The following is a 25,146-nucleotide window of genomic DNA, read 5'->3' as shown; positions in this document are numbered from 1 at the left end:
GCGTCACGCTACCGCCCGGTCAGCCCGGCACCCAGCGAGGCACCCCGACGGACGTCGGGTGCCGGACCCGAGGGGTCCGGCACCCGTGGTACGGGCGCGAGGGGAGAGAGACGCGCCGCACCGTCGTTCCCCGGTGGGAGACAGTCACCAGGGGTCACGGTCGCGGTATCAGCGACGACCGGTCGGTTCCGTCCGACGAGATTCACTGTGCAACGCCAACCTGAAAGACCCCTGGGAACGACCTGGCAGTTGGCAGGCAACGTTCGTTCAGACGGTCTCAAACTTGGCGCCGAGGGCTTCGAGCTTGCCAGTGAAGTTCTCGTAACCCCGATTGATCAGCTCGATCCCCCGTACGTGGGAAGTCCCCTCGGCAGCGAGGGCAGCGATCAGATGAGAGAACCCACCACGCAGGTCCGGAACCTCGATATCTGCGGCACGCAGCGGTGTGGGGCCGGAGATGACCGCGGAGTGGAAGAAGTTCCGCTGCCCGAACCGGCACTCCAACCCGCCGAGGCACTCGCGGTAGACCTGGATGGTGGAACCCATCTGGCGCAGCGCCTCAGTGAAGCCGAACCGGTTCTCGTAGACCGTCTCGTGCACGATGGACAGACCAGTGGCCTGAGTGAGAGCCACCACGAGGGGCTGCTGCCAGTCGGTCATGAAGCCAGGGTGCACATCGGTCTCGAGCACGATGGAGTGCAGCGGCGTACCGGGATGATGGAACCGGATGCCATCGTCATCGATATCGAAGCCACCACCGACCTTCCGGAACGTGTTCAGGAAGGTCATCATGTCCGCCTGGCGGGCACCACGGATGTACACGTCGCCCTCGGTGGCCAGCGCTGCGGAGGCCCAGGATGCGGCCTCGATGCGGTCCGGCAATGCCGTGTGGGTGTAACCGCCGAGATGGTCAACGCCCTCAACCCGGATCACCCGGTCGGTGTCCACGGAGATGATGGCACCCATCCGCTGCAACACCGCGATCAGGTCCATGATCTCCGGTTCGATGGCCGCATTACGCAATTCGGTCACGCCTCGGGAACGAACTGCGGTGAGCAGCAACTGTTCGGTGGCACCCACGCTCGGGTAGGGCAGGTCCACTTTGGTCCCGCGCAACCCCTTCGGGGCGGTGATCAGGATCCCGGTCTCGAGTTTGTCCACCTGGGCGCCGAACTGGCGCAGGATCTCCAGGTGGTAGTCGATCGGTCGATCCCCGATCCGGCAGCCACCGAGATCGGGGATGAACGCCTCGCCGAGGCGATGCAGCAGGGGGCCGCACAGCAGGATCGGGATCCGGCTGGCTCCGGCGTGGGTATCGATATCGGCCTTGTGCGCGGTCTCCACGAACCGTGGATTCAACCGCACCACTCCACCGGCCACATCGCGTTCGACATGGACTCCGTGCAGTTTGAGCAGCCCTGCCACGACGTTGACGTCACGGATCTCGGGCACATTGCGCAGTTCACTGGGTTCCTCGCCGAGCACTGCGGCCACCATCGCCTTGGAGACGAAGTTCTTGGCCCCGCGGACCGTGATCTCACCCGTCAGCGGTGTTCCGCCGTGTACCCGTAGATGACTCATTCGACCATCCTCATCGTCATCCCCCGACCTGTCCCGTTCGGTGGAACGGGCCCGTCAAGGGTACGTCAGGACGTCGAACGCGCTGCCTCGATCTGGACGGCGGGCAGGTGCTTGGCCGGCAGCGTCTTCGGCCGCCAGGGCCCGCGGGTGGTCTCGAAAGCGCTGATGTCCTCCTCGTGGTTCAGGGTGAGGCCGATGTCGTCCAACCCTTCCATGAGGCGCCAGCGGGTGTACTCGTCCACCTGGAAGGAGGCCACGACCGCACCACAGGTGACAGTTCGGTTCTCCAGGTCCACGGTGATCTCCGTGCCGGGCTCGGTCTCGAGCACCTTCCAGATCTGCTCGATGTCATCCTGGGCGAGCTGGGCAGCGAGCAAGCCCTGCTTGCCGGAGTTCCCGCGGAAGATGTCCGCGAACCGGGAAGCGAGCACTGCCTTGAACCCATAGTCCTTGAGCGCCCAGACGGCATGCTCGCGGGAGGACCCGGTTCCGAAGTCCGGTCCGGCCACGAGCACGGAGCCGGAAGCGTAGGCCTCCTTGTTGAGCACGAACTCCGGGTCGCCGCGCCACGCGGCGAACAGTGCGTCCTCGAAACCGGTGCGGGTCACCCGCTTGAGGTAGACGGCGGGGATGATCTGGTCGGTGTCGACGTTGCCGCGGCGTAGCGGCACCCCGACGCCGGTGTGAGTGGTGAACTTCTCCATGATGTCTCTCCTGAGGAGTCTCGGCGCTCAGACCTGCAGCGGTACGCGCGGATCGAGCGGGGCCAGTGGGGTGCCATCGAACGAGGTGAGGTCGACATCGGCGTCGATATCCAAGTCGGCGAGGGAGGACAGGGTGCCCCGGATAGCGGTCGCAGCGGCAACCAGCGGCGAGACCAGGTGCGTCCGCCCGCCCTTACCCTGCCGGCCTTCGAAGTTCCGGTTCGATGTGGAAGCGGACCGCTCCCCCGGCGCAAGCTGGTCCGGGTTCATTCCGAGGCACATCGAACAACCGGCGTTGCGCCACTCGGCACCGAAGTCGAGGAAGATCTGGTCCAGACCCTCCGCTTCTGCCTGCAGACGTACCCGCGCGGACGCAGGCACCACAAGCACGCGGACGCTCTCGGCCTTCGTGCGCCCCTTGAGCACCTTCGCCACCGACCGAAGATCCTCGATGCGACCATTGGTGCAGGAGCCAATGAAAACGGTGTCCACGGCGATGTCGCGCAACGGGGTCCCGGGCACCAACCCCATGTATTCCACCGCTCGCTCGGCCGCGACCCGCTCGTTCTCGTCGGCGATCTCTTCCGGGACGGGCACATTCGCACTCAGCGGGAGCCCTTGTCCGGGGTTGGTGCCCCAGGTGACGAACGGTTCGAGGTCGTCGGCCTCGAGCACCACCTCGGTGTCGAAGACGGCATCGTCGTCACTGCGCAGCGTCCGCCAGTACTCGACGGCCTCGTCCCAGTCGGCGCCCTCCGGAGCGTGCGGGCGACCCTTGAGGTACTCGAAGGTGGTCTCGTCCGGGGCGATCATGCCCGCCCGGGCACCGGCCTCGATCGACATGTTGCAGACGGTCATCCGCGCTTCCATGGAGAGCTTGCGGATGGCCTCGCCGCGGTACTCGAGTACATATCCCTGACCGCCGCCAGTGCCGATCTTCGCGATGATCGCCAGGATGATGTCCTTGCTAGTGGCTCCGGGCGGTAGGTCTCCGTTGACGGTGATGGCCATCGTCTTGAACGGAGCGAGCGGCAGCGTCTGGGTGGCCAGCACATGCTCCACCTCGGAGGTGCCGATACCGAACGCGAGGGCGCCGAAGGCACCGTGAGTGGACGTGTGCGAGTCACCACAGACCACTGTCAGGCCCGGCATGGTCAGGCCCAGCTGCGGTCCGACCTGGTGCACGATGCCCTGGTCGGCATCGCCCAGCGAGTGGATCCGCACACCGAACTCCTCGGCATTGGTGCGCAGGGTATCGATCTGGGTGCGGCTGGTCAGGTCCGCGATCGGCAGGTCGATGTCGACAGTCGGGGTGTTGTGGTCCTCGGTGGCCAGCGTCAGGTCCGGCCGGCGGACGGTGCGCCCGGCGAGGCGCAGGCCCTCGAATGCCTGGGGGCTCGTGACCTCGTGGACGAGGTGCAGGTCGATGTACAGGAGATCGGGCGCACCACCCTCCCCCTTGCGGACCACGTGGTCCTTCCACACCTTCTCGGCCAGCGTTCCGACCATGACACGTCACCTTCTATCGTTCGTTCGGCCCGGTGGGTGGTGGGCCTCTCCCTGAGGGGGTCGATCACCAAGACTTGCTATCTCACGCTATGAGATGGCAATATCGACCTATGGACAACTCTAGCGGAGTCGGCGTACTCGACAAAGCCGCAATCGTCCTGGGAGCCCTTGAGGCTGGCCCGGCGACGCTGGCCCAGTTGGTCGCCGCAACCCACCTCGCCCGTCCGACCGCGCACCGGCTGGCCGTGGCCTTGGAGCACCACAGGTTCGTCTCCCGGGACATGCAGGGCCGCTTCATCCTCGGCCCCCGCCTGGCCGAACTCGCCTCGGCCGCCGGTGAGGACCGGCTGCTCGCTGCGGCTGGCTCAGTGCTGCTCGCCCTGCGTGATCACACCGGGGAAAGCGCGCAGATGTTCCGGCGCCAGAGCGACCAGCGCATCTGCGTGGCTGCCGCCGAGAAGCAGATGGGTTTGCGTGACTCCATCCCGGTGGGGGCCACGCTCTCCATGCTCGCCGGTTCCGCCGCCCAGGTGCTGCTCGCCTGGGAGGAACCGGATCGGCTGCACCGCGGCCTCCACGGAGCGAAGTTCACCGCGACCATCCTCTCCGGCGTGCGTCGGCGCGGCTGGGCACAGAGCGTGAGCGAACGTGAGGTCGGCGTCGCCTCGGTCTCGGCCCCCGTACGCGGGCCGTCGGGCCGCGTGATCGCCGCCGTTTCGGTCTCCGGACCGATCGAGCGGATGACGCGCCAGCCCGGGCGGTTGCACGCCAACGCCGTGATGGCGGCTGCGAACCGGCTCAGCGATGTGCTGCGCTCCGGCGACAACGACTGACTGGCGGCTTCCGCACCTACCCGGTCCAGTGCACCCTCAGGATGTGCCGAGAAACTGCGCCATGAGCGGGCCCGCTGCCCCTGCGCCGTCGCTGCCCTCCTCCAGGAATACCGCGACCGCCATATCCCCCTGAACGGCGATCATCCAGGCGTGGGTGCCGCCGTCATACTCCGCCGTGCCGGTCTTGGCGATCAGGTCACCGTCGTCGGTCACATCAGCGAGCGGTCCGCTCGCCGTTCCGTCAGTGACGACGGCCCGCATGGCCTGGCGCAGCAACGTCGCCTCAGTCTCGGTCAGCGCAGTGGGTACCTCCCGCGCGGCCTCGGCCGCCTCCCGGTACTCCTCGCTGTCCACCAGAATCGGGGTGACGACGTGCCCAGCGCTAATCGAAGCCGCCACACCGGCCATCGCCAGCGGTGAGGCGAGCACCTGCCCCTGGCCGATGAGGCCGGCCGCGTGCAAGGTCCCCTCGGCCTCGGTGGGGACCGATCCGAGCCACACCGGGTAGCCGAGCGACGCATCGTCCCCGCGGCCGAGTCCCAGGCTGGCAGCCGCGTCGGCGAGATCGGCGGCAGTGATCTGGTCCCGCACGGACATCAATGCGGTGTTGCAGGACTGCGCGATCGCCTCTTCGAGCGTGATGTCACCGATCGAGGACTCGGGATAGCCGGGGTAGTTGCTGAATTCTCGACCGTTGACGGTGAGGGTGTCGGTGCAGGAGACGGAGTCGTCGAGACTCATTCCAGAACGCAGCAGCGCCAGCAATGTGACCACCTTGAAGGTGGACCCGGGCGCGTACTGACCGAGCGTGGCCGTCGACCAGCCATTGCTGGCGGCGCTGCTTGAGGCGGCCAGCAGGTTTCCGGTGGACGGTTCGATCGCCACCACTCCCGCGGGTACATCCAGTCCGTCCACGATGCCCTCGGCGCGTTGCTGGAGATCACGATCGAGCGTTGTCCTCAGTGGCTCCCCGTCAACAGGTTCGGAGGAGTACACCTCACTGGACTCCTCCCCCGACGTCACCGAGATCGTCAGCCCGCCAATTCCGCGCAACTGCTCGTCGTAGGCGAGTTGCAGCCCCGCCACGCCCACGTGATCGCCCTGCTGGATCGCACCGTCGGAGCCGTCAATGATCTCAGACGTCGCCTCACCAACGCGGCCGAGGATCGAGTACGCGAAGTACTGCGTGGGGCCCTGCTGACGCTCATCGGTGACCAGGTTGACACCCTCTATCTCGCGGACGGCCTCCATATCGACGTCACCTGGATCGTCCTGCGGGACGACAGTGGCGACCACGAAAGCCCGCTCTCCCGCAGAAAGGACCCGGTCGGCGTATGCCTGCGGATCATCGAACTCGAGCGCCTCGGCGAGTGCGAGGGCGTCCTCCTCCCACTGATCAGCGTCAATGTAGGTCTTGTCGATGCCGATCTGGAAGACCTCCCGGTCGGTGATGAGCACCTCATCATCACGCCCGAGGATGTCGCCGCGTTCGGCGCTGCCCTGCTCCACCGTGATCACACCGTCCTCGCCCAGATCAGGGGCCAGCAGGTCGCGCGACCACTGCGCGATCCATGGACCGTCGTCGGTCGAGGTCAGATGGACGGACGCCGGGTAGGTCCACTCCTCATCGGTGCCGGGCACATCCCACGTCCAGGTCAGGGCGGCGTCGGCGGCCATCACTCCATCGGCCTCCTCTTCCTCGTAGACGCTCGAGGACCAGGTGACCTCGACGGTGCGCGGCACGAGCGGGGTCAGCTCGCCGAGCACCTCCTCCGCCTGTTCAGTGGCGAGGGCGCGGTCGTCGTCGGTCAGCGGCGCACCAGCAAGATCGCCCGTGGTGAGCGCCTCAGCCAATGCCGCGGCGGCGTCCAGTTCAGGACTGGCTGCTTCCTCGGGCTCGGGATCCTCCCCCGTACAGGCGACGAGGAGCAGGCTCGCCGTCGCCACGATCGCGGCGGATCTGCGTAGGAGTGCGGTCTCGATGCTCACCTTCGGAAGGGTAACGAGGGAGGCTGACAATGGCAGTAGCGACTCTCGGGGCCGGTCGAATCGCGCACCACCGCGGCTGTTCCTCCGGCGCAGCGCGATCAGGGACCGCGGGGCGGATACGCTGATCGTCGCCGATCGGGAGGTCGATGATGCTGCCCCGCGCCCGTCACGAGTACCTGCTACGACAACTCGCGCTGCGTGGAAGTGTGCGCGCGAGCGATGTCGCGGCGGCACTGGGTGTGACCCAAGTGACCGTCCGCCGCGATATCGCCGTACTTGCTGACGACGGCCTCCTCGCACGAGTGCACGGCGGGGCGATCGCGCTCGACGACGCCGCCCGCAAACCTGCTGCCGCCCGGACCCTGGTGGGTGTGGTGGTGCCCTCCGCCACGGAGCATTTCGCCGAGATCATGCGCGGGATGCAGACAGTGGCCGAGGCTGCCCGAATCCGCCTGGTTCTGAGCGTCTCCGACTATCGCCCGGATGTGGAGCGAGCCCGGCTCGAGCAACTCCTCGATCTGGAGGTGGCCGGCCTGATCATCGCCCCCACCACCCACCGGGACAACCCGGAGGCCCTCCTCGGCTGGCTGGAGTCTGTGCCGGTGCCAACCGTGGCACTCGAGCGGCTGCTGCCCGTCACGGCGAAGGCCACCGGGCCGGACAGTGTGCGCACCGATCACGTCCGCGGCGTTTTCGTGGCTCTCAGTCACCTGGCCGATCTGGGCCACACCCGGATCGCCCTGGGGTGCTACGACCGGACCCCGAACTCACGGTGGGTCCGCGAGGGCTATCGGGACGCCGTCGGGAAGCTGGTCCTTGACGAGGCCCCGCAGTTTCCCCTTCCCAAAGGCAACGACGATCCGGATGCCCTCGCTGATGCACTGGACGACATGCTCGCCGCGTGCCGCCGGGAGCGGGCGACCGCCGTCCTGGTGCACAGCGACTACCACGCGGCCAGGCTGGTCGAACGTGCTCACCGGCTCGGGATCGAGATCCCGGATGAACTCGCCGTCGTGGCCTACGACGACGAACTCGCCGCGCACGCGGCCGTACCGTTGACCGCGATCACGTTCCCGAAGCGGGAGGTGGGGCGCCAGGCGGTGCGACTGGTCACCGAGCGAATCGCGCCCAGCGACGACGGCCCACCGCCTGCCCGGCACATCCAGCTCGTGCCTCGGCTGAGCGTGCGCGAATCGTGCGGTGCGGCGACGGTGAACTGAGCAACCGAGGCCACCAGTGTCGCCTTTTGTCCGTTTCTGGTGTCCGATGCCCGTGGCGATACACGATGACGGCCGGTTCATCGTCCACTGAGCAAAGGAGCACTTGATGACCCAGTCGACCCACCGGATGACGCGCGCTTCTCGCCGGGGCCGGATCGCTGCAGGCACCGCAGCAGCCACCGCCGGAGCGCTGATTCTCGCTGCCTGTGGAGGCGGCGGCGAAGGCGACGATGGTGGTGACGTCTCCCTCACGTTCACCTGGTGGGGCGATACCTCCCGCACTGAGCGGTACGAAGAGTCGATCGACTTGTTCGAGGAGCAGAACCCCGGCATCACGATCCAGACTCAATATGGCTCCTGGGGGGACTATTGGACCGCCCGAAACACCGAGGCCGCCGGCGGTTCGCTGCCAGACGTCATGCAGATGGACATCGCCTATCTGACCGAGTACGGCGCCGGCAATCGCCTCCTCGACCTCGAGCCCCATATCGGCGAGCAGATCGACACCTCCACGCTGCCCGAATCCCTGATGCCATCTGCTCAGGTCGGCGGGACCACGTACGCCATCCCCACCGGAACGAACACGATGGCGACGTTCTTCAACACCACCCTGATGGCGGAACTCGACATCGAGGTGCCGACCGAGCAACTCACCTGGGACGAGTACCACAATCTGATCGCGCAGCTCACCGAGGCGGGCGCTGCCGCCGATCCGCAGGTGTACGGAGCGGTGGACTACACCCGGGTGTTCTGGATGTTCCAGATGTGGCTCACCCAGCAGGGGATGAGCATGTTCACCGACGACGGCCAGCTCGCCTTCACCGAGGCCGACCTGGCCGAGTGGTGGAGTAAGACCGAGGACCTGCGCTCCACCGAGGGAGTCGTACCGGCCCAGCAGATCGCGCAACTCACCGAAGATCCGGTCAGCACCGGGGTAGCGGTCTCGGACGTGAGCTGGGACAACTTCCTCGTGCGCTTTTCCGAGGGCACTGGTGGTGACGAGTTCACCATGCTTCCCCCTCCGTCCGACCAGCCCGGCGAGGGTGGCTTGTTCCTCAAGCCAAGCCTGCTGCTGGCAGTCGGGGCCAACTCCGCGCACCCCGAGGAGGCTGCTCAGTTCATCGACTTCATCGTCAATGACCCGGAGGTCTCCGAGATCTTCGGCACCTCTCGCGGCGTGCCTGCCTCCGACCCCGCGATCGAGGCGCTCTCCGATGCCGAGGGTCTCGACGCGGCGATCATCGACTATGAGGAGTCGGTCGAGCCGCTCCTCACCGCTGCACCGCCGCCCCCGGTCTCCGGATTCGGCGGTCTGGAAGAGGCGTTCGTGCGGATCTACGAGGAGCTGAGCTACGGGCAGATCACCCCAGCCGAAGCGGCATCCCAGTGGTTCACCGAGGCCCAGGAGGCGATGAGCTAAGCATCGCCTCCTGGTGACGACGCCGGTTCCCGGGCGCTCCCCCGGGAACTGGCGTCGTTCACATCCACTCCCTGCGAGAGAATGGCCACCTCAGATCGTGCGAGCAGGAGGAGCCTGGTGTGGCCCAGCAGTACCCCGAGATCACCGATCGCCTACGTCGCTTCATCGAAGCCCAGCATCTGTACTTCGTTGCGACGGCCGCGCGCGATGGCCGGGTGAACGTCTCACCCAAGGGACTCGACTCACTGCGAATCGTCTCGCCCACCCGCGCGGTGTGGCTGAACGGCACCGGGAGCGGCAATGAGACGGCCGCACATCTGCTCGACACCCCGCGGATGACGGTGATGTTCTGTTCGTTCGAACGCCAGCCGATGATCCTCCGGCTGTACGGAACTGCCCGCGCCGTTCATCAGCCGGATGCGGAATGGAGTGAACTCTACGCACTGTTCCCGCCCATGCGCGGTGCCCGGAACATCTTCGTCCTCGAGATCGATCTCGTGCAGACCTCCTGCGGGTACGGGGTGCCGTTCTTCGAGCACACCGGCGACCGGCCATTGATGGACTCGTGGGCACAAAAACGGGGCGAGGAGGGGTTGATCACGTACCAGCAGACCAAGAACCGCACGAGCATCGACGGCTTCCCCACGGGTCTGCCGCCGGACTGATCGACAGATGCAGGCGGGGCCGCGAATATTCGCTCGTCCACGGGCTACTGCACACCTACTCTGGTGTGGCCGTCGGTCACAGACCGGAGTGGACACGATCGAGAGGACGCATGCCGATGCGACGCAGGGCGCTGAGAGCCGGGGTGGCCGCCATGGCCTACTCCAGGCCGGCCCGCCCCCGCACCTGCCTCCACTGAGATCACCGGAGGTGGGTGCGGGCTTCGGCGTGCCCACCCGCTACCTCCGGAAGATCGTGATGAACCCCCTGACTGAGAAGCAAATCCGTACCTCATTCGTGAACGCCACGCGCGGCGAGGCCAGCCGCGCCGTCCTGCCCGATCTCGGCGCCATTGACTGGGACCGTCTGGAGTACCTGGGCTGGCGCGACCCCAAGGCTCCACTGAACGCCTACGTCGTGCTCGAACTGGACGAGGCTCCCAGGGCGCTGATGTTGCGTGCGCCAGAACCGGGCGGCCGCCGCCGGCAAGCGATGTGTGCCTGGTGCGAGGACATCGTGGCCGTCGACACGGTGGGCCTTCACGTCGCCAGACGGGCCGGCGCACCAGGCCGGCGCGGCGACACGATCGGCACGCTCCTGTGCACCGACTTCGCCTGCTCAGCACACGTCCGACGGCGGCCCACCCGCGCAGAGGCAAGTACCGACGCCGATCGGGAACGGTTCGTCGCCCACCGGATCGCCGGCCTGCGCGAGCGATCGATGCGGTTCGTTGCCGAGGTGTGCCGGACGCGCTGAGCGCGATCAGGCGCGTATGGACGCGCCCGTGGGGTCGTCGGGTAGCGGCGCAGTGCCGGGATGCGGATGTGTCCCATGGCGTCGCTACCCGGCGCCGTGGCCCGGCGGTGCCTATTTGGCGACCTCAATCGGCGAGGTCACGCAGCAATGTCACACCCTGGTGGCAGCATCTGCCTCAGAGGAGGTGAACGCCATGGGATCGTCCGCAAGACTCCAGACAAGCGGCAGTAGCAGCGGCAAGGGCAGCAGCAGCAACGGCAGCTCGACGCCTACGTGCGCCCCGAGGTTGATTCCCCGTGGTGGTCATGAGAGCGACCTTTCCTCCAGCTCCTTGCGGATCGAGCAGCGTTCAACTAGAATAGAACGCATGTTCGAGATCGTCGATGTTCCTGACGGGGAGTTCTCCGTCGACATCGGCGTGCCCAGCCCACAGTCCTTCACTGCCCTGGAACGGCGGATGGCCGCCCTGGTCGTGGCGCGTTCGCAGGAGCCAACCGAGGAGCGGTTGCGTACCCATCCCACCGGCGCCACGCTCCTCACTCAGCTCGAACGTCTCGATATCGATCAACTTGGCGAGGCCGCACTCGAGGAAACCGTCGCCGCGGCTCGCCGGATCGCTTCTGTGGCGCAGCAGATCGAGATGCGTGCCGCCGCCACACTCGCCAGCCGGGAATCGATGAATCCCGGCGCACTCGCCCAGCGCACCACTGGCCCTGCAACAGTGGCAGGAGACTGCCTCGCGCTGCGTCTGCGATGCAGCAAACGTGAGGCGCATTCACTGATCGAGCGAGGCTGGGCGCTGGCCACGTATCTGACCCGCACCAACGACGCCCTGGCCACTGGGCAGATTGACAACGCACGGGCTGCAGCGATCGCCGATGGGCTTCGACACGTACCGTGGCAAGTTGCCATCGCGGTCGAAGACCGCGTCATCGAGCGTGCCCCCAACCGGACCGCCGTCCAGGTGCGCGCCGACGTGGCTGCCGCGCTGATTGCCGTGGACCCTGTCGAAGCGCAGGCCCGGGCGCAGGCACGCCGCAGGGAACGTCGAGTCAGCCGGCCGCGTGCACACCCCGACGGCGTCGCTTCCCTGCGAGTGGAAGGCCCCGCGCCGGACGTCCTTGCCCTGGACATCGCACTCGACAGCGCAGCACGCGCAGCCAAGGCCCGTGGCGACGCCCGCACACTGGACCAACTCCGCTTCGACACCCTCACCGGCCTCGGCCACCACGCACTCGCCACCGGTGCCTTCACCATCCGTGGGCAGAGCAGCGGAGAGCTCAGCACCCGTGATCAGCGCACCGGCGAGCACAGCACCCGCAGGAACAACCGCGGGAAGTCGGCGCCGGGACGCGGTGGTTTCTCGGCACCCCCGTGCACCGATACCACCGTGCCACTGGCCACGATCAACGGCCACCGCCCACGCATTCAGGTGACCATCGCTCTCGACCAGCTCCTACCCGACCGTTCCGACGACGCAGAGCTGACAGAGACTGCATCGTCAGCGGGCGGCCCGACTGGTCACGAGGAACCAGACGTCAGCGGCCCAGTCAGCAAGCCCGGCCCAGCAGAGGTCCCGATTGCGCAGGTTCCCGTACTCGACGGCTACGGCCCCATCGCCCCAGCAACCGCCCGCGCCCTTGCCGCCGGCGGCATCTGGCGACGTCTCGTCACTGACCCGCTCACTGGCGCCCCCGTCGACGTCGGCACCACCCGGTACCGACCACCCGCCGCGATGGCCAGGAGGATCCGCGCGCGTGACCGCACCTGCGTTCGGCCAGGCTGCACCCATCGCGCCGAGGAATCCCCGCTGGACCACACCGTGCCATACAGCGCCCGCGGAGACGGCGGAACGACCGGCGATCACAACCTCGGCGCCCTGTGTACCCGCGACCACCTCATCAAAACCCATGGCGACTTCGCTGTGAGCCAACCCGAACCCGGCATCTTCAACTGGACCACACCGTCCGGCCACCGATACCGCAGGGAACGCGATGGCACCACGACCGACCGAGGCTTCGAGCGCCCAAGCATGCCCGGATACGGTTCACGCACTGATGAGGAGCCACCCTTCTGATCCGGTTTCCTCGACTCCTACTCCGGATCTATCTGGCCTCGGTCGACGGCTCAGGGCGCTGACTCCCGCACCGCCAATGTGTACGGCGCGGTGACCTGGACAGGAGGTCGCGCTCCTCCCCCGAACTGCTGGCGCTCGTCAATGAGGTCAAGTGCTCGGCGCGCGATATGCGCCATGTCGGGGGCAATGGAGGTGATGCTCGGAGTGGAGTAGGCGGCGTCCTGGGAGTTGTCGAACCCCACGATCGCCACATCGGTCGGCACCCGGATTCCGTGCGTGAGCAGTGCCCGGGCAGCGCCGAGCGCCAGCTCGTCGTTGAAGCCCACGATCGCATCGAAGGGCACGCCTCGGTCAAGGAAGTCCAGGGTGGCCAGCTCCCCCGCGTCGCGATGCCACGGCCCCGCCGGAACGAGGAGGCGCTCGTCCACTTCCAGGCCATACGCGGCAGCCGCAGCTCGGCAGCCGCGCACACGAGCCGCTGCCACGGGGGTGGTGCCGGATCCGAGCAGCGCCACCTGCCGGCGCCCGGAGGCGAGCAGGTGGTCCATGGCCGTCTGAGCAGCATCGGCGTTGCTGATCGTGATGTGGTCTACCGATGCACCGCTGACGTTCTCACCGAGCAGGACGAATGGCCCGCTCGCCGAGAGCTTGTACAGGTCGTTTTCACTCATTCCCTGGGCCACCATGATCACTCCGTCGGCGAGCCCGCGCGCCGTCGCAACGATCTCCAACTCGCGCTCGCGTCGCCCGCGCGTCATCTGCACGAGAATGTTGATGCCCCGTCCGGCCCCGGCGTCGATGAGCCGCTCGGCCAGTTCAGCGAAGTAGTTCACCTGGAACTCGGGGACGGCCAGTACCACCTGCCCACGCCGGCCGGTGCGGAGTTGACGTGCGGCCGTATTCACCTGGTACCCCAGCCGCTCGATCGCCTCCTCCACCCGTTCTCGGGTGTCTGGGCCCACCTTCTTGGCGCCGGTGAGCACATTCGAGACCGTCTTGATCGAGACACGGGCAGCTGCCGCCACCTCCCGCATCGTGACGCGAGACCCCGTCGATGTCGGTTCAGAAGATGTTGGACGGCGGCGCACGTCGCCAAGCACGGTCGGCGGTCCGGTGAATGCCAGTGCTGCCCTCTCGCCACGCTCGTGCAGTGCGGCCAGCAATCGAACCATGGCGTGCCACGTCGACAGGTCGGGAGCGCGGTGTACGCCCAGCGCGGCCGCGTCCGGGGTGACGAGCACCTCGCAGTCCTCGTGAGCACGGAGAAACTCGCGCATCGCCTCCGGATCGTCATCGGCAATGGTGGCGATCGCCAGGTGGTGACTCATAGTCATCGCGACGCTCCCATCCCGCGCGTCCGCTTCCTGGCGAGGCCTCCCATCACTGTCCCGACGACCTCGCCGACCAGATCGACCGCGGTTCCCCTCGGAACCGCCGGGCAGCCTACGACGCCGGAACGCCGCGACACCGGATCCGCCCGCCGCATGAATACCGACCAGCTCGATGTGGTTCAGGTCAAGTGGCGGAACACTGTTGAGACGCACCGCGCCACCGTCCAACGGCATGAATCCGTGTGCCCGCCACGCGCGGGACACGGTCGCCGCACTGACCCCCAGACGCGCGGCGATCTCACGCGAGCTCGCACGAGTCCTGGCGTACTCGGGCGTGAGGGCGGCCGCCACCAGCACCCACGGATCGGTCGCCGCTGGGCGTCCGGAGCGATCCCGATCATCGAGGCCGAGCGGGCCGGATTCGGAGTATCGGCGCCGCCAGGTCACCACGCTCTGCCGTGAGACCGCCAGCCGAGCCGCGATCTCCACATGCGAGATGCCGTCCGCGGCGAGGAGTACCGCTCGCGCCCGGAGCGCAAGCGCGGCCCGGGGGCTCGCCGTCATCGCCTCCAACCGGTCGCGATCACCTGCGCGAAGCACAAGGGCTGGCGCCCGACCCACACGACCTCCCAATGTCCAGTGACTAATGAAGCACTCGACGACGTCAACATTATCAGGCGACCGATCCCGAGTGGCGACCTCACACCACATCACGAGCCTTCAGTGGCCGTAAGTAGCTGGTTCCATCGCGGTTCTTGCCGACAGTTCGACAGTCGTTCGCTGGCTCCGAGCGCCGTTGACCTGCTCGATGTGCATGGCTAACGTCCCCGGTACAACGATGTACCCAGCGAAGGAGATTTCCATGATCATCCCGAGCCGACGCACAGTTCTCGGCGCGTCCGCTGCCGCCGCGATCGCCGCTGCTCTCGCCGGCTGCAACCGCTCCTCAGCAGGTTCCGGCTCAAGTGAGGGAGCAACCGACTCTGGCGTCTTGCAGTGGTGGGACCACTTCGAGCCGCTGGAGGGAGCGATACAAGGAGTCTTCGCGGCCTGGGCCGAGGACGGAGGTGCGCAGGTGGAGCGCACCGTCTATAACCCGAACGACATGGGTGAGGCACTCCAGCTCGCGCTGGGTAGCGACCAGATGCCCGACGTGTTCAGCAACCTCACCGGTATTCCGACCCCCGCTTTGGTCTCGCGCGAGTTGATCTCCCCGGTGGCTCTCAACGCCGAAGCCCAGGCGGCGATGGAAGGGCTGCTCGTCGAAGGCGTGAGCATATTCGAGGGTGAGGTCTACTCAGTACCGATCTTCACCCACCGACAGCATTCCAGTCTGACCTGGTTCGTCTCCGAGGAGGTCGAGCGTGCAGGCGGCGACCCAGACGCGATGACGTTCAGCTGGGAGGAGTTCCGCAGGATCTGCCGCGAGATCACCGCCGCCGGGCAGATGTCCGGCTGGGTCACCAACATCGCTTTCGACGGCCGTCTCGAGGAGCACCTGATCGACCTGGCGCAGGGGGCGGGCCAGCCACTCGCGTTCAACACCTCCGGCGCCTCCTCTCCCGAGATCACCGACCCGCGGACCGGTGACTACGTGTTCCACGGCGACGGCTTCGTGGACGCACTGGAATTCCTGCAATCGCTCATCGCCGACGGCGTCATGCTGCCCGCCTCAACCTCGCTGGATGCCAAGGAGGCGCGGGCCCGGTGGGCTGCCGGCGAGGCGGCGGTCTTCTTCGACGGTCCGTGGAACCCGGGCGTGCTGAGCGGACAGTTTGCCGACTTCCTGCCGCGCATCTCGGTAGCGAATATGCCCACCCCCGACGGCGCGGGCTACTCCGCCCGTGGCCCCGCCACCGGGCAGTTCTGGCAATCGGCCACCAGCTCGCATGGAGAGGCCGTGAACGAACTGTTCTCCCTCCTGACCACCCCGGACTTCGCACTGGCGCTGGCGCAGAACATGGATCAGCCGCCCGCTGATCTCTCCGTGGTGGCCGAAGCGGACGTGGACCCGTCCTACGCCCGCGCCATCGACATCTACAGCCAGTGGTGCCGGTTGGCACCCAGTCCGCTGGCCCGCAACTCGGCCGTCGGATCGGTCATCGCCGAGATGGAAGAGATCCGCCCCACTTTGGGGGAGATCGTCCAGGGCTATCTCGGTGGCGACATCGACGATGCACGGGTGGCGCTGACCACCTACAGCGACGGCCTCAGCGCCGAGCGTGACCGTGCGATCGAAACCGTGACGGCGGACGGAACCGAGGTGTCCATCGATGACTGGATCTTCAGCGACTACCAACTCGGGACCGACTACGATCCGGAGAAGTACTGACGTGACGGCCACTCTCACCCAGAGGAACCTCCGCCATGGCACTGCCGCCGGGAGCAGCGCTTCGAAGGGCCCGGTGCACCGACGCTTGAGCCCGTGGGTGTACGCATTCCTGGTGCCCACTGTGCTGCTGTTCGGGCTCTATACCGTCTGGCCGAGCCTGTCCAGCGTCTTCTACTCGATGCTGGACTGGCGCGGTCTGGGTACGGACCGTTCGTTCACCGGCTTGACCAACTACGAACGGGCCCTGGCCGACCCATTGTTCTGGCGGTCGGTCGGCGTGACGCTGCTCATCATCGCCGTGACCGTGCCAGTACGGGTAGCACTCGCCCTGGTACTCGCCATCATGCTGAACAACCCGCGGCTCCCCTTGGCGCGACTCCTGCGCACAGCGTTCTTCATCCCCGTGGTGGCGACCACGGCGATCATCGGAATCGTGATGGGGTTCGTGCTGGATCCTTCCAGCGGTCCGGTCAATGCCCTGCTCGAACTGATCGGCATTTCACCGGTGGACTTCCTCGGTAGCTCTGACACTGCGTTGTGGTCGGTGATGGGTGTGCACATCTGGAAGTGGATGGGCATCACGATGATCTACTGGCTCGCCGCCCTGCAGACGGTCCCGGTCACCTTGTACGAGGCCGCCGAGCTCGACGGTGCCGGCGCGTGGGGGCGCTTCGCGCACATCACCATGCCGCTCCTGGTGCCCTTCACCGTCATCATCGGTCTGCTCACCGTGGTGGAGACGATGCAGATCTTCGACCTCGTGCTCACCATGACCGGCGGCGGACCGTACTTCTCGACCATGGTCACCGAGGTCTACATCTACGACCAGGCGTTCGCCGCGGCAAATCCGAACCTCGGCTACGCAGCGACCCTCGGCGTGCTGTTCGGGGTGGTCACCGTACTCCTTGTTGGCAGCCTGCTACTCATCAGCCGCACGCTCCGGGCACGCAAGGAGGTGCTCGCATGAGCACGCGTTCGTTGACCAAAGACACTATGCCCCTCGGCGCACCGGGCGTACGCCGATCACGGCTGTCCCGGCGCGCGGTGCGGTGGACCCAAACCGTCGTGCTCGCCGTCGTGGCTCTCGCCTGGGTCTACCCGCTGCTGTGGATTCTGTCCGCATCAGTCAAGGATGCGATGGGGATCTTCAGTTCCGGACTGTCTCTGTGGCCCGAAAGTTGGCACTGGGACAACTACGCGCGCGCCTGGAGTGATGCCGGCTTCGACCGTTACATGCTGAACACCATCATCATCACCGTGGCGACGGTGATGATCGTGGTCGTGCGCTGCGCGGCGGCGGGATATGTCATCGCTCGATTCCGATTCCTTGGGCGGCGGCTTCTCGTGGGCGTACTCGCCGCCACGATGTTCATCCCTACCGGCCTGTTCATCGTGCCGGTGGTGGAGCTGACAGACCTGATGGGGCTGCTGAACACCCATGTCGGACTGATCCTCGCGCTCTCCGGGAGCGGCCACGTGGCAGCCGTGCTGCTGTACGCCGGGTTCTTCTCCCGGGTGCCCAAGGAATTGGAGGAGGCCGCCGTCATGGACGGTGCCGGATTCCTGCGCACCTTCTTCCGAATCATGCTGCCGCTCTCCGGCCCGATCACCTCGACAGTGGTCGTGCTCACCTTTCTGGCCACGTGGAACAACTTCTTCCTCCCGCTGGTGTTCACCTTCAGCGTGCCGGAGAACCGCACTCTGGCTGTGGGGATGCTCGCGTTCGAAGGCACGAACTCGACCGACTGGTCCGGTCTCGCCGCGGCGGCCTCGCTTTCGCTGTTGCCGATCCTCGTGCTGTTCCTGGCGCTGCAACGGCACTTCGTGGAGGGAATCGCCGGTGCCGTGAAGAACTGACTCACCCCACGACTCCCTGCCCCTTCCTCTTGTCTGACGGAGATTCATGACTCGCCCGAACATCCTGCTCATCAGCACCGACCAGCAGCGCTGGGACGCCCTCGGCGCCTCTGGAAACCCGCACATCACGACCCCGCACCTTGACCGGCTCGCCGCCCAGGGCGCCAGGTTCACGAACTGCTACGTGCAATCGTCGGTGTGCGCACCCTCGCGCGCCAGCTTGATGACTAGCAGATACCTGCACAATCACGGCGTGTGGGCCAACGGCGTGGACATCAACCCGGACGAACAGCTGTTCACTCGGGCTCTGACCGACGCCGGGTACGACTGCGGGTTGGTCGGCAAGTTCCATCTCGGCGCTGCCCAACACCACCGGGTCGAGCCCCGGGTGGATGACGGGTTCCGGGTATTCCGGTGGTCGCACGACCCCTACGTGCGCAGTGAGGCGAACCACTATCACACCTGGCTGGAGAAGACCTTCCCTGGGGTGTTGGATGACGCGATGGCGCGGGGTGGGGCAGCGGCGATCGACACCCTGCCCACCGAGCAGCACTACAGCCGCTGGATCGGCGAGGAGACCATCGAGTACCTCACTACCGGGCGGGAGAAGGACAAGCCGTTCTGCTTCGTGGTGAATTTCTTCGATCCGCACCACGGGTTCGGTTCCCCGCCGGAATACCGCGGGCGCTACGACGCCCAGGCGCTCCCCGGTCCCATCCACTCGGACCTCTCCACCAAGCCCGCAATCTACAGCGAGGCTTCGAAGAAGTCCTACGCCGGCGCCTCACGGGGCTTCGCCGAGCACACAGACTCCGAGATTCAAGACATCATCGCCCACTACTACGCGATGGTGACCCTCGTGGACGACGAAGTGGGGCGGATTCTGGACACTTTGGAGGCAGAAGGGCTGGCCGAGGACACCATCGTCATCTTCACCAGCGATCACGGCGAGATGCTCGGCGACCACCAGATGCTGCTCAAGGGGCCAATGATGTTCGACTGCTCAGTCCGGGTGCCTCTGCTCGTGCGTTGGCCGAGTCGGATCCAGCCCGAGACTGTTCGCGATGAATTAGTCGAGTGGATCGACCTCGCCCCCACGCTACTCGCCGCCGCCGGGGTGGACGCGATGCCGAGGCAGCAGGGCCGGGATCTGGCACCGTTGTGGCGCACCGAGGATGCCGGCGAGGCCTACAGGGACAGCAACGAGGGTAGCGGTAGCGCCGCGGACACGAGCGCCTGGGAGGACCGGAACTGGGTGCTCTCGGAGTACCGGAACAGTTGCTGGCCCTACGACCCCCCGGTGCACACCACGATGCTGCGCCAGGGCGATTGGAAGATCGTGGTGCACCACGGACCGCCGTCCACAGCACGCGCGCGAGAAGGCGAACTCTACGACCTCGCGAACGACCCACACGAGCAGGTGAACCTGTGGAACGCTCCGGAAGCCGATGGCACACGCCTGGAGCTGGAGCGGATGCTGCTGGACGTCCTCGTGGCCACCGAGGACCGGTCCCAGCGTCGCCTCTCGGAGTTCTGAGCCGCCCTACTCCGAGCAAGAATGACGAAGGCCCCCGCTCGATGAGCGGGGGCCTTCCGATGTAGCCCCGACCGGATTCGAACCGGCGCTACCGCCTTGAGAGGGCGGCGTCCTAGGCCACTAGACGACGGGGCCGTGCAACAAAAAAGAACCGTACCGGACTCCGGGGAGCGACCCGGGACGATTCTCGCTGGGGTACCAGGACTCGAACCTAGACTAACTGTACCAGAAACAGTCGTGCTGCCGATTACACCATACCCCATGGTGTCAAGGTGTTCGCTCCGTTTTCCTACCCTCACACACGCCTTGAGGACCGCGAACGCGAACGCCGTGCCGACGTGAAACTGTACCGGAGAGCGCGCTGGCACCCAAACCGGCGCGCGTGGGCGACGTCACATCAGGCAAGATGGGAGCGGTGAAGTGGAGACCGAGTGGCCGTAAACCGCCCGCAACGCGCGAGTCTCGCCCCAGTGCGCACGTGGCCCGTCGGGTGTCTGTGACCGGCCGAGTTCAGGGCGTGAACTTCAGGGCGTCCTGTCGCCGCGCCGCCGAACCTCTCGGTGTCACGGGCTGGGTTCGCAATTTGCCCGATGGCACTGTGGAGGTCTGGGTGGAAGGCACACCCGGCGCCGTCGACGACCTGGTGGAATGGCTGGCCACCGGTCCCCCGCGGGCACGGGTGAGCGCCCGGGAGATCTTCGAAGAAGAACCCGCCGGTCACCCCTCGTTCGAGATCCGTCGCTGAACTGGAGCTGCCCACAGCCACGACCTCCCACGACCGACTCAGAGCGTCGCGCGCAACGCCCTGAGCCTGGTCAGTGCCGAGTCCTTTCCCAGGATCTCGATGGACTCGAATAATGGCGGTGAGACTCGCCGCCCGGTGATCGCCACCCGCAACGGGGCGAACGCGAATCGCGGCTTGATACCCAGCTCCTCCACCAACACCGCCTTGAACGCCGCCTGCTGCGGCTCGGGGCTGAGATCCTGAAGCCCCTCGAGCACCGTGATCGAGCGGTCGAGCACCTCAGCCGCCTCTGGTCGCAATGCCTCGCGCGCGTCCTCAGCGATCACCACGGCGTCATCGGCCATGAACAGGAACCCGAGCATCCCGGGCGCCTCGCCGAGTAACGTCATCCGCTCCTGGACCAAAGGTGCGGCGAGCTCGAGCAACTGCTGGTGCTCCGCCGTCAGTTCCTTGAACGTGGCCGCGGGAACCACGCCGGCCTCGTGCAGGTACGGCACCAGCCGGGCGCGGAAGTCCTCGGCGGGGAGCAGCCGCAGGTGGGCGGCGTTGATCGCCTCGGCCTTCTTCTGGTCGAACCGCGCCGGGTTCGGGTTCACGTCGGAGACATCGAAAGCGGCCACCATCTCGGCCTGGGTGAAGATGTCGTTGTCCGGGGAGATGCTCCAGCCCAGCAGCGCCAGGTAGTTGAGCAGACCCTCGGGGATGAAGCCGCGCTCGCGATGCAGGAACAGGTTCGACTCGGGAGCGCGCTTGGAGAGCTTCTTATTGCCCTCGCCCGTCACCATCGGCAGATGCCCGTAGGCGGGCACCCCCTCGGCGATTCCGAGTTCGGTCAGCGCCCGGTGCAGGGCAATCTGCCGCGGGGTGGAGGAGAGCAGGTCCTCTCCGCGCAGCACGTGCGTGATCCGCATCAGCGCATCGTCGAGGGGGTTGGTGAGGGTGTACAGCGGCTGCCCGTTGCCGCGCACGATCACGAAGTCGGGCACCGAGCCGGCGGCGAAGGTCACCTCGCCCCGCACCAGATCGGTGAAGGTGATGTCCTCGGCCGGCATCCGCAGACGCAACACCGGGGTGCGGCCCTCAGCAAGGAATGCCGCCTTCTGCTCCTTGGTCAGGTCGCGGTCATAGCCGTCGTACCCGAGCTTGGGGTCCCGCCCGGCGGCCCGGTGGCGGGACTCAATCTCCTCCGGGGTGGAGAACGACTCGTACGCATACCCGGAGGCAAGCAGCTTGTCAGCGACGTCGGCGTAGATCGCCGACCGCTCGGACTGCCGGTACGGTCCGTCCGGCCCGCCCACCTCGACACCCTCGTCCCAGTCGAGGCCGAGCCACCGCAGGGCGTCGAGGAGCTGGTCGTAGCTGTCCTGACTGTCCCGCGCGGCGTCAGTGTCCTCGATGCGGAACACGAACGTGCCGCCGTGGTGGCGGGCCTGCGCCCAGTTGAACAAGGCCGTACGGATCAGCCCGACGTGCGGGGTCCCGGTGGGCGAGGGGCAGAAGCGGACGCGCACATCGGCGCCGGAAGCGGGAGTCGTCATGATGGCTCCAGCCTACTGGTGCCGGAGCCGGACGCTCCCCGTGGTCAGGCCTGCCGGGCGACCGATCTGCGGCCAGCCACGAACCACAGGATCGGGCCCACCACGGGCGCCAGCACGATCAGCGCGAACCATGCCACCTGCACGAGATCCCGAAGCCCCGGATGGCGGACTGCACTGACCAGGGCCACCACCATCAGCACCGCGGGAAGAACCCACGCCAGAGTGAAGGCCACGTCGTAGCTGACGCCCATACGTCCCCCGTTCGTCCGATCCTGCCGACACGGTAGCGGGGCACCACAACCCCTGCAACGCTCAGGTCGCGAACGCCGTCTCGCGGGCCCCGTCCATCACCTCGGCGATGGTGACCACCCGGGCTTCAGCTGAGGATCGCACCGCCGCCTCGACCATGGCGACGCTGATGACATTCCGCCAACCCGCCGTCGCCGGTTCGGTGCCGTCGCGCAGGCACGCCACGAACTCGGCCAACGAGCCGGCGATCTCCTCGGGCACCTTACGCTCGTGCACCGCCAGCGGCGCACCGTCGGGGGCGTACGCCGTCGGGAGGTGATCGCCGTCCCACCGCACTCCCCCGCCGCTGGCACCCAGTTGCCATGTGCCGTTCCACGATGTCTCCGGGTACGGCCCGCACCAGGTGCCGGTGTAGGCGAACCGGCTACCGCCCGCGAATGTGAACACCGCAGTCGCCACCGCATTGCCGGCGTACCAGGACCAGCTCGGATTGGACGATTCGCAGTAGACGCTCACGGGGTCGGCGCCCATCAGATCACGCGCGAGATCGAACTGGTGGATCGCCATATCCACGATCAGCGGCTCGGCCATCTGCTCCCGGAATCCGCCGAAATGCGGTGCGCGAGCGAAATCGCACCGGGCAACCTCCACGGGCCCCAGTCCGCCGAGTACCTCCCGCAGCGACGCCAGCTGGCTGTAGTAGCGCCGCGACTGGGAGATCATCAGTAGCTGCCCGGCCCGCTCCGCCGCCGCGATCATCGGCAGGCATTGCGCGACCGACTCCGCCATCGGCTTCTCGCACAGCACGGGCAGGCCCAGCGCGAGCGCCTCGAGGTTCACCGGACTATGTGCGGCCGGCACCGTCACGTTCACGACGGCGTCCGCTGAGGTGGCAGCAGCCAGTTCCGTCAGGGAGGCGCCCACCTGCGCCGGCCCAGCCCCGGTCTCCGCCAGGGCGGTCCGTGCGACGTCCATATCCAGATCCACGACGCCTACCAGTTCGACGTCGGGGCTGGCCACGATGGTGCGCAACCAGGCTCGGCCCATTCCGCCGGCGCCAACCTGGATCACCCGCAAGGGCCTCGCCGACTGTGCCGGGACGGTCATTCGGCTCCCTCGATCGGGCCGGTGTACCCGTGCCCGGCGAAGAACTCGCCGGTCTCGTATCGGAGCAGGGTCGGGGTGGCACGCTCGGGGCGGACCGTGCGGGCCCAGGCAACACCGTTGGCGATCACCTTCCGGACGTGCTCGTGGTGGTAGACCGGGAAGTCCTGATCGCCCGGGGAGAAGAAGAAGATCTTCCCGTGGCCGCGCCGGAAGGTGCAGCCGGAGCGGAACACCTCTCCCCCGGTAAAGGAGGAGATGAAGATCAGTTCGTCAGGGGCGGGGATGTCGAAGAACTCCCCGTACATCTCCTGCTGATCGATGATGATCGGATTCGGCACGCCTTGCGCGATGGGGTGCGTGGGGTCGACGGTCCAGACGAGCTCGCGGTCCTGCTCGCTGCGCCAGCGCAGCGTGCAGCTGGTGCCCATCAGCTTGCCGAAGATCTTCGACCAGTGGCCCGAGTGGAGCACCAGCAGCCCCATCCCGTCCAACACATGGCGGTGTACCCGCTCCACGACGTCGTCACGCACCTCGCCGTGGGCCGCATGCCCCCACCAGACCAGCACGTCGGTCGCCGCGAGCACCTCCTCGGTGAGGCCGTGCTCGGGATCGTCCAGCGTGACGGTGCTCACCTCAGCATCCGGGAGGTTTTCCCGGATACCGTCCGCGATCGTTGCGTGCATACCGTCCGGGTAGATCTCGGCCACGTGCGGCTCGACCTGCTCGTGCCGGTTCTCGCCCCATACGATCACGCGTAGGGTCTCGGACTTCGTCATCATTCGTTCCTTCTCGTCGTCTCGCTATTTCACGGCACCGCCGGTGGCCCCGGCGGCGATGTACTTCTGGGCGGCCACGAGAAGCACGATCGCGGGGATCGCTGAGAGTACGGCGGTGGCCATCACCGCGCCCCAGTTCTGTACCTGGGTGCCCAGGTACTGGTAGATACCGAGGGTCACCGGCCGGATCTCATCCGTGGTGGTCAGCGTGAGAGCGAACAGGAAGTCGCTCCACGCGAACAGGAACGTGAAGAGTCCCGCGGTAATGATCGCGTTCCGGCTGACCGGCACCACGATCGAGATGAACGTGCGCATCAGGCCGGCCCCATCCACGCGAGCGGCCTCGACGATCGCGGGCGGCACACCCAGCATGAACGAGCGCATGATCAGCATCGCGAACGGGATCGCATTGGTGGAGTTCGCCAGGATCAAGCCAGGAATCGAGTTCAGCAGCCCGAGTCCTTCGTACGCGCTGTACAACGCGTTGGCGATCACGATGCCGGGGATCATCTGGCTGATCAGGATCGCCAGTAGCGCCACCGGCACCCACCGGAATCGGAACTGCGCGAGTGCGTAGGCAGCCGGGGCGGCCAGAAGCAAACTGAACACCACCGTCCCCAAAGCGATCACGATGCTGGTGAGGAGGTTCCCACCCTGCTCGCTGAGCGCGCGGACGTAGTTGTCCAGGCTCGGCTCAAGTGGGATCAGTGCCGCGTTCAGCGTGTTCCCACTGGGCTGCAGCGAGGCGTTCACCATCCAGTAGACCGGGAACAGCATCACGCACAGGATCGCCACCCCAGCCGCCGTCATGGCTGCCTTGCGTAGGCTGACCTGATCGCGTGACGGGCGCCGCCGCTCGGCGGTCCTGGTCGCGGGCGTCGTCGTGGTCGCCGCATTCGTCGACGTCGTCATCGGTGCACTC

At 66.8% G+C, this 25,146-nt stretch carries 21 protein-coding genes and 2 tRNA genes; 11 read left to right on the top strand and 12 right to left on the bottom strand.

Features of this window, described 5'->3' with window-relative positions:
- Window positions 1-267: 267 nt before the first annotated feature.
- From murA to leuC, 3 genes are all read right to left on the bottom strand, one after another.
- Window positions 268-1,581 carry a UDP-N-acetylglucosamine 1-carboxyvinyltransferase gene (murA, locus tag LQF10_RS06915; RefSeq protein WP_231066745.1) on the bottom strand — a complete coding sequence of 438 codons (1,314 nt, stop codon included), beginning with the start codon at window positions 1,579-1,581 and terminating at the stop codon, window positions 268-270.
- Window positions 1,582-1,646: 65 nt separating this feature from the next.
- Window positions 1,647-2,285 carry a 3-isopropylmalate dehydratase small subunit gene (gene leuD, locus LQF10_RS06910; RefSeq protein WP_231066744.1) on the bottom strand — a complete coding sequence of 213 codons (639 nt, stop codon included), beginning with the start codon at window positions 2,283-2,285 and terminating at the stop codon, window positions 1,647-1,649.
- A 27-nt stretch (window positions 2,286-2,312) separates the two neighbouring features.
- Window positions 2,313-3,794 carry a 3-isopropylmalate dehydratase large subunit gene (gene leuC / locus LQF10_RS06905; protein WP_231066743.1) on the bottom strand — a complete coding sequence of 494 codons (1,482 nt, stop codon included), beginning with the start codon at window positions 3,792-3,794 and terminating at the stop codon, window positions 2,313-2,315.
- A gap of 110 nt (window positions 3,795-3,904) precedes the next feature.
- Here leuC and LQF10_RS06900 point away from each other — a divergent pair, with 110 nt between their 5' ends.
- Complete coding sequence (locus LQF10_RS06900) at window positions 3,905-4,627, top strand: IclR family transcriptional regulator (protein ID WP_231066742.1); 723 nt, start codon at window positions 3,905-3,907, stop codon at window positions 4,625-4,627.
- A gap of 36 nt (window positions 4,628-4,663) precedes the next feature.
- On the opposite strand, the gene LQF10_RS06895 is transcribed toward LQF10_RS06900, so the two are convergent.
- Window positions 4,664-6,616, bottom strand: coding sequence for a penicillin-binding transpeptidase domain-containing protein (locus LQF10_RS06895; RefSeq protein WP_231066741.1), 1,953 nt, complete (start codon window positions 6,614-6,616; stop codon window positions 4,664-4,666).
- Window positions 6,617-6,762: 146 nt separating this feature from the next.
- Here LQF10_RS06895 and LQF10_RS06890 point away from each other — a divergent pair, with 146 nt between their 5' ends.
- From LQF10_RS06890 to LQF10_RS06870, 5 genes are all read left to right on the top strand, one after another.
- Window positions 6,763-7,836 (top strand): LacI family DNA-binding transcriptional regulator, encoded by a 1,074-nt coding sequence (locus tag LQF10_RS06890; protein WP_231066740.1) that lies wholly within the window; start codon window positions 6,763-6,765, stop codon window positions 7,834-7,836.
- 106 nt (window positions 7,837-7,942) lie between these two features.
- A complete protein-coding gene (locus LQF10_RS06885) occupies window positions 7,943-9,256 on the top strand; it encodes an ABC transporter substrate-binding protein (RefSeq protein ID WP_231066739.1) in 1,314 nt (437 codons plus the stop codon).
- 119 nt (window positions 9,257-9,375) lie between these two features.
- Window positions 9,376-9,921 (top strand): pyridoxamine 5'-phosphate oxidase family protein, encoded by a 546-nt coding sequence (locus LQF10_RS06880; protein ID WP_231066738.1) that lies wholly within the window; start codon window positions 9,376-9,378, stop codon window positions 9,919-9,921.
- Between the two features lie 256 nt (window positions 9,922-10,177).
- Entirely contained in the window at window positions 10,178-10,675 is a 498-nt protein-coding gene (locus tag LQF10_RS06875) for an FBP domain-containing protein (RefSeq protein WP_231066737.1), read from the top strand.
- A gap of 367 nt (window positions 10,676-11,042) precedes the next feature.
- Window positions 11,043-12,752 (top strand): HNH endonuclease signature motif containing protein, encoded by a 1,710-nt coding sequence (locus tag LQF10_RS06870; RefSeq protein WP_231066736.1) that lies wholly within the window; start codon window positions 11,043-11,045, stop codon window positions 12,750-12,752.
- Window positions 12,753-12,802: 50 nt separating this feature from the next.
- Here the strand turns inward: LQF10_RS06870 and LQF10_RS06865 are convergent, their stop codons facing one another.
- Entirely contained in the window at window positions 12,803-14,647 is a 1,845-nt protein-coding gene (locus LQF10_RS06865) for a substrate-binding domain-containing protein (protein ID WP_231066735.1), read from the bottom strand.
- Window positions 14,648-14,945: 298 nt separating this feature from the next.
- Here LQF10_RS06865 and LQF10_RS06860 point away from each other — a divergent pair, with 298 nt between their 5' ends.
- Genes LQF10_RS06860 through LQF10_RS06845 form a run of 4 tightly spaced genes read left to right on the top strand, consistent with a single transcriptional unit; the run spans window position 14,946 to window position 19,809 of the window.
- Window positions 14,946-16,415: an ABC transporter substrate-binding protein gene (locus LQF10_RS06860; RefSeq protein WP_231066734.1), complete on the top strand. Its 1,470-nt coding sequence runs from the start codon at window positions 14,946-14,948 to the stop codon at window positions 16,413-16,415.
- A gap of 1 nt (window position 16,416) precedes the next feature.
- A complete protein-coding gene (locus LQF10_RS06855) occupies window positions 16,417-17,382 on the top strand; it encodes a carbohydrate ABC transporter permease (RefSeq protein WP_231066733.1) in 966 nt (321 codons plus the stop codon).
- Entirely contained in the window at window positions 17,379-18,272 is an 894-nt protein-coding gene (locus LQF10_RS06850) for a carbohydrate ABC transporter permease (protein WP_231066732.1), read from the top strand. The genes LQF10_RS06855 and LQF10_RS06850 overlap by 4 nt, the downstream gene beginning before the upstream one ends.
- 46 nt (window positions 18,273-18,318) lie before the next feature.
- Entirely contained in the window at window positions 18,319-19,809 is a 1,491-nt protein-coding gene (locus LQF10_RS06845; protein WP_231066731.1) for a sulfatase family protein, read from the top strand.
- Window positions 19,810-19,871: 62 nt separating this feature from the next.
- On the opposite strand, the gene LQF10_RS06840 is transcribed toward LQF10_RS06845, so the two are convergent.
- A tRNA-Glu gene (locus LQF10_RS06840) sits at window positions 19,872-19,944 on the bottom strand.
- A 55-nt stretch (window positions 19,945-19,999) separates the two neighbouring features.
- Window positions 20,000-20,071, bottom strand: a tRNA-Gln gene (locus tag LQF10_RS06835).
- Between the two features lie 144 nt (window positions 20,072-20,215).
- Here LQF10_RS06835 and LQF10_RS06830 point away from each other — a divergent pair.
- Entirely contained in the window at window positions 20,216-20,554 is a 339-nt protein-coding gene (locus LQF10_RS06830) for an acylphosphatase (protein WP_231066730.1), read from the top strand.
- Between the two features lie 38 nt (window positions 20,555-20,592).
- On the opposite strand, the gene gltX is transcribed toward LQF10_RS06830, so the two are convergent.
- From gltX to LQF10_RS06805, 5 genes are all read right to left on the bottom strand, one after another.
- The gene (gene gltX, locus LQF10_RS06825; protein WP_231066729.1) at window positions 20,593-22,092 is read right to left on the bottom strand and encodes a glutamate--tRNA ligase; all 1,500 of its coding nucleotides are present in this window, start codon (window positions 22,090-22,092) and stop codon (window positions 20,593-20,595) included.
- A gap of 44 nt (window positions 22,093-22,136) precedes the next feature.
- Window positions 22,137-22,343 carry a PLDc N-terminal domain-containing protein gene (locus LQF10_RS06820; RefSeq protein ID WP_231066728.1) on the bottom strand — a complete coding sequence of 69 codons (207 nt, stop codon included), beginning with the start codon at window positions 22,341-22,343 and terminating at the stop codon, window positions 22,137-22,139.
- Between the two features lie 61 nt (window positions 22,344-22,404).
- A complete protein-coding gene (locus LQF10_RS06815) occupies window positions 22,405-23,448 on the bottom strand; it encodes a Gfo/Idh/MocA family protein (RefSeq protein ID WP_231066727.1) in 1,044 nt (347 codons plus the stop codon).
- A complete protein-coding gene (locus LQF10_RS06810; protein WP_435531437.1) occupies window positions 23,445-24,227 on the bottom strand; it encodes a ThuA domain-containing protein in 783 nt (260 codons plus the stop codon). Before LQF10_RS06810 ends, LQF10_RS06815 begins: the two co-directional genes overlap by 4 nt.
- Before the next feature lie 21 nt (window positions 24,228-24,248).
- Window positions 24,249-25,136, bottom strand: a complete 888-nt coding sequence (locus LQF10_RS06805; RefSeq protein ID WP_435531436.1) for a carbohydrate ABC transporter permease — start codon at window positions 25,134-25,136, stop codon at window positions 24,249-24,251.
- Window positions 25,137-25,146 lie beyond the last annotated feature (10 nt).

Source organism: Ruania halotolerans (genome assembly GCF_021049285.1).
GTDB classification, from domain to species: domain Bacteria; phylum Actinomycetota; class Actinomycetes; order Actinomycetales; family Beutenbergiaceae; genus Ruania; species Ruania halotolerans.
This window is presented reverse-complemented; position numbering and strand designations above follow the sequence as displayed.